The following is an 11176-nucleotide window of genomic DNA, read 5'->3' as shown; positions in this document are numbered from 1 at the left end:
AGTCCAGGCTGGCTCCGATCCGCCCCTGGCCATCGATCCCGTGGCACACGGCGCAGTAGGCGACGTACAGCTCACCCCCGGCCTCGGGGTCTGCCCTGCTCTGGGCCCGGACGGATACCGCCGTACCCATCACCATCAGCAGCCCGAGGCCGAAAGCCCACCGCCCGATCTTCCCGCGCATGCTGATCTCCTCCCGGTGGTTCTCTTCCGGGCGTGGCCTCGATTGTACGCCACACCGCAGCCGCCGCCCCAGGGATTGTTCAAAGCGCCGTCGCCCCGATCGAGACGACGGCGCCCAGAGAAGCCCGATGCTCGAGCCGCCAACTCAGCGCAAGCTGGTCAAGTAGGCGATCAGATCGGCCAGGTCTTGCCCAGTGAGTCGCTCGCCGTAGTTGGGGGGCATGATGTTCGGTTGGTAGCCGGACACGATGAAGGCGTTGGTCTGGACCACCGCCTCGACCAGGTATTGTTGGGCATCGGCCGCCAGGCCGGTGTAGTCGTCCTGGGTGAAGCGTGTTTCGGCGCGGGTCCCAATGCCGGGCTGGTCGCCCGAGGCCATCCAGGCCGGCCCGACCGCGGCCAGCACATGGCAGCCGGGGCAGCCGAGCCCGCTTTCGGCCAGCTGTTGTCCGCGGGCGGGGTCTCCCGCCGGCAGGGCCACGGTGATCTCAGTGCCCACCGCCCCCTCGACGACAGCTGGCGGCGCGGCGCCCCCACCTCCGGCCAGTGCCCGGTCCTTCCAGTTCATGACGAAGGCCACCAGCGAATCGACCTGGTCATCGCGCAGCGGCCCGCCGTAGCGCTGGCTCCAGGTCGGCATGCGCTGCGGGTAGTTCGACCCGGCGCTGGGCACCGGCCGCCCGGCCGCAATCACGTCCCGCAGGTAGTCGTCGGTCGTCCCTGACCAGCCGATCGCCGCCAGGCGTGAACCGTCATACAGATCGGCGGCGTTGATGGCTGGCGCCACGCCCTCGATGCCTTTCCCTTGCGGCCCGTGGCAGGTGCGGCAGTTGTTCTCGAACAACGCCGCCCCGGTCTCCACCGAGCGGGCGTCAATCGAGGCCTTGAACAGCTCCATGCGCGGCAGTTCGCCCAGCGCCAGCCCGATCGTCAGGGCGAGCAGGCCCAGCGCCAGGAAGATCCCGACCGCGATCTGCCACTTCATGACCCACCTCCTCGCTCATAGGCCGCTTGGCTGTCAAGGTAGGTCACCTGGCTGTATTCTCCTGGCGTGCCGTCCGCCAGATGGGTCCAGACCACGCGCAGCGTGATCTTCTTCAGGTTGGTCTGCCAGTCCTCAACCACCATGAACCCTTCGGCATTGCTGCGAGTGGCGTCGTTGACCTTGGCCACCTCTTCGTGGAAGGTTTCGAGCAGGGCCGCCATCTCCGGGTTCGGCGCCGAGGCATACTCGCTGGCGGCGAAGGAGCCGAGCTCCAGCGCCGCCCAATCGGTCTCCCGCAGCGGGCCGGGATGGGTCTGCGGTACGAGGGTGGCGATCGCCTCCTGTTCGGCCGAGGTCGAGACGGCGTACCAGGGCGTGCCCATGAAGGACAGCACCGCCAGAGCCGCGACCGAGAGCGCGGCGATCGACAGACCGATACGCCGGTCGCCGTAGCGCCGGCTCGGGCCGACCTCGAAGTAAGGTAGCACCACCAGCAAGCCGATCAGCACCGTCGGCACGATCACGCCCCAGATCACCTTGTCGCCCATCTTGAGCATGCCTTGCAGCCACAGGAAATACCACGGCGCCGTCGTGTGCAAGGGCGTGATCAGCGGATCGGCCTTGATCTCCAGCGGCGCCTCGTAGAAGAACGCCGCCGCCGCCATGAACAGGAACACCAGCGCCACGATGTAGAACAGCTCGCGGGTGATGATCTTCGGCATGAAGTACACCCGGCGCTCCATCGGAACGCGCTTGGCGGTGTCTTCGCCGACCTTCTCCGCCTCGGGCGGCAGGCTGTGGCCGTGATGGATCACCTTATAGTAGTGCACTCCGAAGGCAATCAATCCGATCAGCGGCAGCAGCAAGATGTGCAGCAGGTAGAACCGGAGCAGGCCGTCGGCGTTGAACTCGGGCCCGCCGCGCACGATCAGGTTCAGCGTCTGGCCGACCACTTCCGGCGGGAAGGCCTCCACCATCGAGGCCCCGATGGTCACCGCCCACAGGCTGAGCTGATCCCAGGGCAGCAGGTAGCCGGAGAAGGACAGGAACAGCGTGACGCCCAGCAGGATCACTCCGGTCGCCCAGGTAAACTGGCGCGGCTTCTTGTAGGAACCGGTGACGAACGTGCGCAGCATGTGCAGGGCGACGACCAGCACCATGGCTTCTGCGCCCAGCTTGTGCAGGTCGCGCATTACGCTGCCGAAGAACACGTTGCCCAGCAGGTTGAGCATGTTTGCGTAGGCGGCGTCCGGCGACGGCGTGTAGTACACCATCAGGAAGGCGCCGGTGATGATCTCGAAGACAAAGAAGAAGGTCGACAGCCAGCCCAGGCGGAAGGTTGGGTAGATGCCGTCCATCAGGTTGTGATAGTAGGTCGGCCGCATGTGCAGCCAGAAACCCTCGGCGTGCGGCGTCAGGCGCGGATTGGGCCGACCCGGGGGATCGTCGCGCAGCAGGCTGCGCACGTCGCCGGAGTTCAGACCCGCCGTGACGCGGGTGACGATGTCATCGGCCTTGTCCCGTCCGGCCCGGCGGACGCCCTTGGCCTTGACCTCGTCCAGGAATGGGATGTGCGGTCGGAAGATCGCCATGGAATCGCCCCCTGCCTAGGCGCTGCTCGCAGCGCCCTGAATCTTGGCTCCGGTGTTGACCCGCAGGGCGACGGTACCGGGCGGGATGGGCAGGCTGGAGCCCTGGCGGTTGCCCTCGGTCGGCTCGGTCTGGGCCAGGACGTTGCCCTCGGCATCGACGGCTTCGATCACGAAGACGTCCAGATTGCGGGTCGCCGGGCCGTCGATCTTGGCGCCATCCCGCAGGTACTTCGAGCCGTGACACGGGCATTCGAAGCGCTCGCCCGTCGCCTCCCAGCGGTACAGGCAGCCCAGGTGGACGCAGACCTTGTACAGCGCCTTGACCCCGGGTTCTTCGGCCAGCCCCACCGGCTGGCGCGGGTCGGCCGCGCTGGCCGGGCCCAGGTTGACCAGCCAGAAGCGCCCGGCCGCGAACTCGGCAGGTGGGCTGTCGGGCGGCGGCACCGCCTCGACCGGTAGGGTGATCACGCCGCCGAATTCCCCTTCCTCGAAGCGAGGTAGGGCGAAGAATAGCAGGGCGCCCGCCGATCCGGCGAGGTAGAGCGCCAGGGAGGTTCCCCACAAGTAGTACAGGAACTCGCGCCGGCTCAGGGGGGGCGAGGCCGGGCTCCCCGCTTGCGGTTGGGCAACCGCCTCGGGCATGGTCAACCTCCTCGGACGAGTTGTCAGGACAGTGGGCCCGGCTGTTGGAGGGAGTAGACCCTTGCCTTCCGGGTAGTCAGAGAATTGATATCATAGTCTATCGTATTTGTCAAATTATTCATGCCTGACTAGCCTGCGGACGCCATCCAGCGGGTACCGCTGGGTATAATTCTCTGGTATGAGCAAGGCCAGCCTGCCACCGATCGAACTCATCCAGCGGCCTGAGCAGTTGAGGCGGCTGGTGGCCTACTTGAAGCGCCAGCCGCGAATTGCGGTCGACACCGAATCCAATAGCCTGTACGCCTACGCCGAGCGGGTGTGCCTGATTCAGTTGTCCGTCCCGGAGGTGGACTACCTCATCGACCCGCTCGCCCTGTCCGATCTCTCGCCGCTGCGGCCGCTCCTCGCCAGCTCCAAGATCGAGAAGGTCTTCCACGCCGCCGAGTACGACCTGCTGTGCCTCAAGCGCGACTTCGATTTCCTGGTGGCCAATGTCTATGACACGCGCATCGCCTGCCGCACGCTGGGCTGGAAGGTGACTGGGCTGGGCGATATCCTGAACAAGGAATTCGGCGTCAGCCTCGACAAGCGCTGTCAGCGCGCCAACTGGGGCAAGCGCCCCCTGCCGGCACACCTGCTGGACTATGCCCGACTGGACACGCACTACCTGCTCCCGCTGCGGGACCGCCTGGAGGCGGAGCTGCGGCAGGCCGCCCAGCTCGACGAGGCGGCCGAGGCGATGGCCTATGCCAGCCAGACGGCGCTCCCCCATCGCGACGAGCGCCCCACATTCTGGAGCGTGAGCCACGCCCGCGAGCTGAACCCGGAGCAGGCCGCCGTGCTGCGCGAGCTGTACGGCGTGCGCGACCGGAACGCCCGTCGTCTCGACCGGCCGCCCTTCAAGGTGATGGAGGATCACACCCTGCTGCAGATCGCGCGCCTGATGCCGTCGGACAATCAGCAGCTGAGCTCTGTCCCGGGCATGACGCCGCGCCAGATCCAGCGCTACGGCGGCGATGTGCTGGCGGCCGTCGCTCGCGGGTGCAGCGGGCCGCGCCCGCGCCGCCCCAAGACTGAGAACGGCGATCAGGTTATCCAGGCTCGCTACGAGGCCCTGCGCCGCTGGCGCAAACGTGCCGCCGAAGCTCGCCAGATCGAGTCGGATGTCGTATTGCCGCGCGAGATGTTGTGGGCCATCGCCCGCTCCGCCCCGCGCACGCTGGACGAGCTCAGGCCGATGATGGATCCCCTGAGCTGGCGCCACCGAATCTACGGTCAGGAGATCATCAGCGCCCTGTGGGGATGACCCACCGGCAGGAGAGTTGCATGCAACTTCACTTCCACGGCGCCGCCCGCACCGTAACCGGGTCCCGGCATCTGCTTCAGGTCAACGGCCATCAGCTGCTGCTCGATTGCGGCCTGTACCAGGGGCGGCGGAGCGACACCTATCAGCGCAACCTGAACTTTCCTTTCGAGCCGCAGAGCGTAAACGCCGTCATCCTGTCCCATGCCCACATCGACCATTCGGGCAATCTTCCCAATCTCGTCCGTCAGGGGTACAGCGGGCCGGTGTATGCCACGCCGGCCACCACCCACCTCAGCGACCTGATGCTGCGCGATTCCGGCGAGATCCAGGAATCCGACGTCGACTACGTCAACAAGCGGCGCCGGCGCCAGGGCGAACCGCTGGTCGAGCCGCTGTACACCGCGCAGGACGCCGCCCGCGCCGCCGGCCAATTGGTGAGCCGCGTCTACGACCAGGACTTCGAGCCCGTCCCGGGCGTGGTCGCCCGTCTGGTAGACGCCGGCCACATGCTGGGCTCGGCGGCGGTGGTGCTCGACATCGAGGAGAAAGGCCGCAAGCTGCGCTTGATGTTCTCGGGTGACATCGGCCGACCCGGCCTGCCGCTGCTGCGCGATCCCATCCTGCCGCAAGAGGTCGACATCCTGCTGATGGAGTGCACCTACGGCGACACCCTGCACGACAGCCCCGACCTGGCCTATCAGGGCCTGCGCCAAGTCATCGCCGAGACTCTCGATAGACAGGGGAAGGTCATCATTCCCTCGTTCGCCGTCGGACGCGCCCAGACTCTGGTCTACTGGCTGCACCAGTTGATCGACCGCGGAGAAGTGCCGCGGGTGCCGGTTTTCGTCGATAGCCCGCTGGCCATCGACGTCACCGCCGTCTTCCGCCAGCATGTGGCGGAGCTCGACGAAGAAACGCAGGCCTTCGTCGGCAGCGATGTGCATCACTCCCCCTTTGGCTTCGGCGACCTGAGCTACACCCGCTCGGTCGAGCAGAGCAAAGCCATCAATGACGTGCGCGGACCAATCATCATCATCTCCGCCTCGGGCATGGCCGAGAACGGCAGAATCCTGCACCATCTGAAGAACAATATCGGGGATCCCCGCAACACGATCCTGATCACCTCTTGGATGGCGCCCGAGACCCTCGGCCGGCGGCTGGCCGAAGGCGCCGAGCGGGTCCGCATCTTCGGGGAGGAGTACCCGGTCGCGGCCAAGGTGGTCAGCCTGAACGGCCTGTCAGCCCACGCCGATCAGGCCTTTCTCGTCGACTACGCTCGCGCCACCCAGGCCACCCTGCGCAAGATCTTCCTGGTCCACGGCGAGCCCGAGCCGGCCGCGGCCCTGCAAGCCAAACTCAACACAGCCGGCGTCAAGTTGGTCCATTATCCGGACCTGGGGGAGGCGGCCGAGCTGTAGCCCTCCGCCGACGGGCCCAGCCTGGGCAGCCGACATGGCCTCAACCCCTCCGAGACTCCCCGACGATCTGTATCCACACCAACTGGATCTGGCCGGCGCCCGGCGCGAGCACGACGACCTGCGGGCGGGTGTGCCGCTCGGAGCAGCGATATCTCCGCTCTACGGAATGTTGATCGCCCTGCTGTGGGTTTATCGCACAGCACTGGTCCGTTCAGTGCGAGTGCTCGGGCGGGAGAACATCGAGCCTGGGGCACGGATCCTGGTCTCGAATCACGCCCGGGTGAGCGATGCCTTCCTGCTGCCGTTCATCTATCGCCGCCGGATCCATAGCTTCGCTCAAGAGGAGAGCTTCAGCCTGCCCGTGCTCGGCAAACTACTGAAACACGCCGGGCAGATCCCCATCCGCCGCGGGACCGGCTCGCAAGCCTCCCTGGTCCTCGCCGGGGATTTCCTGGCGAAGGATGAGCACATCCTGATCTATCCTGAGGGCGTGCTGACGCATGGCGTCGAGATGCGCCGCGGCCTGACCGGCGCCGCCCGCCTTTGCTACAGAACGCGGGTTCCGATACAGCCCATCGGTGTCTTCGTGCCAGAAGCCAACACCCGCGTGTTCCACGGCCGCTTCTACGACCGGCCCACGGTCGGCTGTTGGCAGTTCGGCGGCCCGGCCGTGGTCGCCATCGGCGAATGTCTATGGCCGTTTCCGCTTGGCGCGGAGGCGGTGGGGCTGCGCGAGTTTCGGCAGGCAACCGATGGAGTGATGAGCCGGGTCCGGGATCTGGTCGAGGCCGCCCGCCTCGCCCTCGCCTGATGCGCCTGGCCCTGATCAGCCAGACCTATCCGCCGATGGTCAGCGGCGTCTCCATGGCGGTGTGTCACCTCGCCCAGGGCCTGGCCGAACGCGGGCATCAGGTTCTTGTCCTGGCGGCAAGCGAGCGCGGCGAGCCTCACACCGATGACCGACAGAACCTCCGAATCATCCGCTTGCGCTCCTTTCCCACTCCGCTGCGCGTCGGGCAGCGTTGGTGTTGGTGGCACCGGCGAGGGCTGATTCGCCACCTGGGCGGCTTCCGCCCGGAGGTGGTCCATCTGCATGACCCGACGCTCGGGGCGCTGCAAATTCCAGGAGCCATCCGCTCGCTTGGGCTGCCATTGGTGATCACCGCCCATGCCCTACCGATCAACGTCGTTCACATCGTTCACGCCCCCCGTCGCTTGGAGCGCTGGATCGAGTCCTACCTGTGGCGCCTGGCAGCGCGGCGACTGATCTTCTTTGATGCCATCATCACCCCGTCCGAGTACGCAGCCGCAAGCTACGCCCGCCACGCCGGCGGGCGTCCGATCGCCATCAGCAATGGCGTCAATCTCCAGCGTTTCCATCCCGCCTTGGGAAACACCCAGGAGCGGGCCTCCGTGGCCGAGCGCTTCGGTGTCGACCCAAGCCGGCCGATCATCCTGCACGTCGGGCGGATCGATAGCGAGAAGGACGTTGACGTCGTGATCCGGGCAGCCGCCCGCGCCATGGATCAGGTCGATGCTCAGCTGCTCATCGTCGGAGATGGCAACGCTCGCCCGCGCTTGGTGCAGCTCGCTCGTGAACTCGGGATCGGGGATCGAACGGTCTTTCCCGGCTTCCTCGGCAGGGACGACTTGCCAATCGTCTACCGCGTAGCCACAGTGTTTGCCATCTCGTCGCGGATTGAAGCCGAAGGAATTGTCGTGCTCGAAGCCGCCGCCAGCGGTCTGCCGATCGTTGCCGTGAGGGCAACGACCATGCCGGACCTGGTCGAGCGCCCCGGTTGCGGATACCTGGTCGAGCCCGGGGATGCTGGAGGCATGGCCGACCGCCTGCTCTACCTTCTCCGCAATCCGTTGGAACGTGAGCGCTTGAAGCACGCAGCACTGGCGATGGCTCGCCTGCATTCGTACGAGATCACCCTCGACCAGCACGAGGCGCTGTACGCGCGTTTGGCCAGCCGCCCCCCGGCCGAACTCAACCCATCAGCTGGATGAGGCCCCACAGCTTGAGCCCGCCGACCGTCAGCACGATGGAGGGGATCAGCACGTAGAACACCAGCCCGGTGACCACCAGGATCGTGATCGCCTTGCGTTGGTCCACTCCACCCGCAACCGACAACCCCTTCACCAGGATCGCCAGCCCCCAGAACAGCGCCACGAACTGGAGCACGGATGCTGCTGCGCTCCAAACGCTGGCTTCGGGTAGCGGGAAGGACCCCAACACAGTCAGGATCTGCGGCGCGGCCGACACCAGCAGCACGGCAACCAAGGCACGCAGGCTTCCGCCCGCGCCCATCAGCTTGGCGACGAGCAGCACCGGCAGGAGGGCCGTTATCCACGCTGCCAGGAGGGTGAGAGGCGCGGTCAGCCACTCGCCGATCAAACGGATCACTCGGCTGGTTTGCATTCCGAGTGGCGGCTCGAAGCTCTCGAGCGTCGCGCCCAGGTCGGTGAACCATTGGGTGATGCTCAGAGCCGGCCCGGCCGCGACGCCGCCAACGAACCCTTCCAGTTGGCCCGACCAGGTGCTGACGCCTTCCGCAACCTGGTAGGCCCGCTCAGCGACCGTCGGTGTCTGCAGCAACTCCCGGGTTCCGCTCAGAGTGCCAAGGCCGGCAAACAGGCCCACCACGACGAACAGCTTGAAGGCGAAGAGCACGCCATCGTTCGATCGCCGAAGTCCTTCGAAGGACTCGCCGTTGAGCATCAGAAGGCGGCCATAGGTTCGGAAGAATTGAGTCACAGCGGTCTCCTTGATCTGCCTGCGCCATCAGCCCGAGGGCTCCATTTTCCGCGTGCTCGCTTCTGCCGGGTTCGTCTAGAGCACAAGCGAGTAGATCAGCACCCCCAACAGCACACCCAGGACAATCGACAGGAAGATAAAGAAGTAGTGCAGGGCGTACATCAGGAGCGTCGTGCTCAGGGTGCGGCGCCAGTTGAGCTGAGGATACGTTGCATGGGTAGCCTGGTAGCTGGTGAGGATCGTCCAGGACCACAGCAGTCCGGAGGGGACGACCAAGCCCGGGATTACGTTGAGCACAGTCAGGAGCTGCGGCGCGTTGGCCACGGCCAGCGCTCCCCAGAAGGCTCGCCGCCGTGCCTGCCCGCCCAGCTTGCGACCAATGAGCTCCCCAAAGATGGCGAAGGTGACCCAGTTGAACAAGCCCATCACCCACAGCGAGAGCGGCGTGAGGAAGATGTCGAGTCGGGAGGGGTAACCGATCCGTATCCCGGCGATGAACCAGAACAAGCGATAACCCAGGTTGAGCACCGCCGCCAGGGCGGGCTGCTCTGCAGTCCATTGCTGGTACAGCCCCGAGTTGAAGATCAGCTCGCCGACCTGCGACTGGATGAGCTCCACCTTCGGCAGGGTCAGATAGTGGAAGATCAGCCCGAGGCTGGTGATCAAGCCGGTGATCAGGTACAGCGCCGTCAGCATCCGGAAACCCTGCCGCACGGGCCGCTCGGATCCTAGGATTGGCTGGTAGGCCTCTGGCTGCAACAGCAAAGCCTGCCAGAACTGCCGGAATGTAGCGCGCAGGAAACCCGGCTCGGTCCGCTGGCCGCTGGAAGTTTCGGCTATTTGCGCCACGTTCCCTCCTTCGGTCCGGTAGGCGATGGCTGGTCCGCTAGTCTACTCCGATTCCCCGAGCCTGCAGGCGGACTGGAACCTGCTGGCGCCTGGCGCAAACGTCGTGTGCCGTCACGGTCCGCCACAACAGGCGCGCTATAATCAATCTCGGAGAGGTGCCAGAGTGGTTGAATGGGACGGTCTCGAAAACCGTTGTGGTCCTCGTGGCCACCGTGGGTTCGAATCCCACCCTCTCCGCTCATAGCGATGTCGGTGTGGAGACAAGTCGAAGCGAGATGTGGGGGTTCGGAAATTGCCCGAACCCCCACATTTGGCGACTCCACCCCGATTCTGCGTCGGCGGCGGTTGTCGCTGAACGAGTCTGGCCATCACTCCGGGAGCAAGCGTGACCTCCGCTGACACGGATCGCGGCCCATGGACCTCCGCCTTTGACGGCGTCGGCCTGTCTGGCTGGCGCGCTTCCGGCGATACCACGTCGTTCTCGGTGGATCAAGGAAAGCTCGTCGCAAGCGGCGCTCCGGGCACGCTCTACCACGCGGGGAACGGCGATCAGCCGGGCTTCCAGGATTTCGAGCTCGAGGCAACCTGCCAGGCCTCGGCAGGCGCCTGGGCACGACTCTTCTTCCACGCCCGCAGCCAGCATAGCCCCGCCCAGGATGGCAGCCCTTCCGTTCTGATCAACCAGGCCGACCGGGCTCTCGACGGTCGGCCGGAGAGGTGCCAGACCGGCAGCCTGTACCGGGTTCGTAATCTGTTCAAGCGCTGGATCGCCGACGATCAGCCCTTTGGGCTGCGCATTCGTCATCAAGGACGACGAACCCAGGTCTGGTTGGACGACATGCTCGTCGTCGACACTATCGCCCCACTACCCACCGGGAGCAGCCGGCCCAGCGGAATCTTCGGCTTGCATTGGCAGGCAGAGGGCGGCCGATTGCAGATCCACGAGCTTCGGGTCCGCCCGCTGGCGGTGGAAGCGGAAATCCTGCCGGCACCTTGGGATGAGATCGACGCTCGCCTGGCACGCCTGCAGGCCCTCGGTTTCCCTCTCATCGATCTGCACCTCCATCTGAAGGGGATCACCCTCGATCAGGTGCTCGCCCACAGCCTGCGCACCGGCATCAATGTCGGTATTGCCCCCAATTGCGGCCTCGTGCGCGGGGGCCTTCCTGGCGTGACGGCCGAAGCCTTCATCTGCGATGATGCCGGACTCGACCGCTTCCGGGAGGGCGTGCGCGGCCAGCCGGTGTTCCTGGGCATGCAAGCCGAAGGCCGAGAATGGGTGTCGCTGTTCTCTCCCCAGGCAATGCGCCGCTACGACTACGTCTTCACCGACTGCCTGACTTTCGACGATCCTGCCGGCCGGCGCATCCGGCTGTGGATCCCGGAGGAAGTTGAGATCGAAAACGAGCAGGACTTCATGGACTGGTACGTGGACAAGATCGT

General features: G+C 65.9%; 11 protein-coding genes and 1 tRNA gene. 6 read left to right on the top strand and 6 right to left on the bottom strand.

Annotated features, from left to right (window positions below; genetic code table 11):
* From MUO23_12700 to MUO23_12685, 4 genes are all read right to left on the bottom strand, one after another.
* A partial coding sequence (locus MUO23_12700) for a hypothetical protein (GenBank protein MCJ7513813.1) occupies positions 1-181 on the bottom strand: 181 nt, incomplete at its 3' end.
* 144 nt (positions 182-325) lie between these two features.
* Complete coding sequence (locus MUO23_12695; protein MCJ7513812.1) at positions 326-1165, bottom strand: cytochrome c; 840 nt, start codon at positions 1163-1165, stop codon at positions 326-328.
* The gene (locus tag MUO23_12690) at positions 1162-2757 is read right to left on the bottom strand and encodes a cytochrome b N-terminal domain-containing protein (protein MCJ7513811.1); all 1596 of its coding nucleotides are present in this window, start codon (positions 2755-2757) and stop codon (positions 1162-1164) included. Before MUO23_12690 ends, MUO23_12695 begins: the two co-directional genes overlap by 4 nt.
* A gap of 15 nt (positions 2758-2772) precedes the next feature.
* Positions 2773-3399, bottom strand: a complete 627-nt coding sequence (locus tag MUO23_12685; GenBank protein MCJ7513810.1) for a Rieske 2Fe-2S domain-containing protein — start codon at positions 3397-3399, stop codon at positions 2773-2775.
* A 178-nt stretch (positions 3400-3577) separates the two neighbouring features.
* Between MUO23_12685 and MUO23_12680 the strand changes: the two genes are divergently transcribed.
* The 4 genes from MUO23_12680 to MUO23_12665 are packed head-to-tail and all read left to right on the top strand — an operon-like array spanning position 3578 to position 8136.
* A complete protein-coding gene (locus MUO23_12680) occupies positions 3578-4705 on the top strand; it encodes an HRDC domain-containing protein (GenBank protein MCJ7513809.1) in 1128 nt (375 codons plus the stop codon).
* A 20-nt stretch (positions 4706-4725) separates the two neighbouring features.
* Positions 4726-6123, top strand: coding sequence for an MBL fold metallo-hydrolase (locus tag MUO23_12675; GenBank protein MCJ7513808.1), 1398 nt, complete (start codon positions 4726-4728; stop codon positions 6121-6123).
* A gap of 34 nt (positions 6124-6157) precedes the next feature.
* A complete protein-coding gene (locus MUO23_12670) occupies positions 6158-6934 on the top strand; it encodes a 1-acyl-sn-glycerol-3-phosphate acyltransferase (protein ID MCJ7513807.1) in 777 nt (258 codons plus the stop codon).
* Entirely contained in the window at positions 6934-8136 is a 1203-nt protein-coding gene (locus MUO23_12665; protein MCJ7513806.1) for a glycosyltransferase, read from the top strand. The genes MUO23_12670 and MUO23_12665 overlap by 1 nt, the downstream gene beginning before the upstream one ends.
* Here the strand turns inward: MUO23_12665 and MUO23_12660 are convergent.
* Positions 8117-8884 (bottom strand): YIP1 family protein, encoded by a 768-nt coding sequence (locus tag MUO23_12660; protein MCJ7513805.1) that lies wholly within the window; start codon positions 8882-8884, stop codon positions 8117-8119. The genes MUO23_12665 and MUO23_12660 overlap by 20 nt on opposite strands.
* Positions 8885-8959: 75 nt before the next feature.
* On the bottom strand, positions 8960-9733 hold the full coding sequence (locus MUO23_12655; protein ID MCJ7513804.1) for a hypothetical protein: 774 nt from the start codon (positions 9731-9733) through the stop codon (positions 8960-8962).
* A gap of 149 nt (positions 9734-9882) precedes the next feature.
* Between MUO23_12655 and MUO23_12650 the strand changes: the two genes are divergently transcribed.
* Positions 9883-9970 (top strand) — tRNA-Ser (locus tag MUO23_12650).
* A 148-nt stretch (positions 9971-10118) separates the two neighbouring features.
* Positions 10119-11176: DUF1080 domain-containing protein (locus MUO23_12645; GenBank protein ID MCJ7513803.1), on the top strand; the 1058-nt coding region annotated here is incomplete at its 3' end.

The sequence above is a fragment of the Anaerolineales bacterium genome (assembly GCA_022866145.1).
Lineage (GTDB): Bacteria > Chloroflexota > Anaerolineae > Anaerolineales > E44-bin32 > PFL42.
The sequence above is the reverse complement of the archived record's forward strand: the minus strand, read 5'-3'. Positions and strand labels throughout refer to the sequence as shown.

Coding starts and splice junctions, on each gene's coding strand:
- MUO23_12695 (MCJ7513812.1), bottom strand. CDS start 1,165: ATGAAGTGGCAGATCGCGGTCGGGATCTTCCTGGCGCTGGGCCTGCTC.
- MUO23_12690 (MCJ7513811.1), bottom strand. CDS start 2,757: ATGGCGATCTTCCGACCGCACATCCCATTCCTGGACGAGGTCAAGGCC.
- MUO23_12685 (MCJ7513810.1), bottom strand. CDS start 3,399: ATGCCCGAGGCGGTTGCCCAACCGCAAGCGGGGAGCCCGGCCTCGCCC.
- MUO23_12680 (MCJ7513809.1), top strand. CDS start 3,578: ATGAGCAAGGCCAGCCTGCCACCGATCGAACTCATCCAGCGGCCTGAG.
- MUO23_12675 (MCJ7513808.1), top strand. CDS start 4,726: ATGCAACTTCACTTCCACGGCGCCGCCCGCACCGTAACCGGGTCCCGG.
- MUO23_12670 (MCJ7513807.1), top strand. CDS start 6,158: ATGGCCTCAACCCCTCCGAGACTCCCCGACGATCTGTATCCACACCAA.
- MUO23_12665 (MCJ7513806.1), top strand. CDS start 6,934: ATGCGCCTGGCCCTGATCAGCCAGACCTATCCGCCGATGGTCAGCGGC.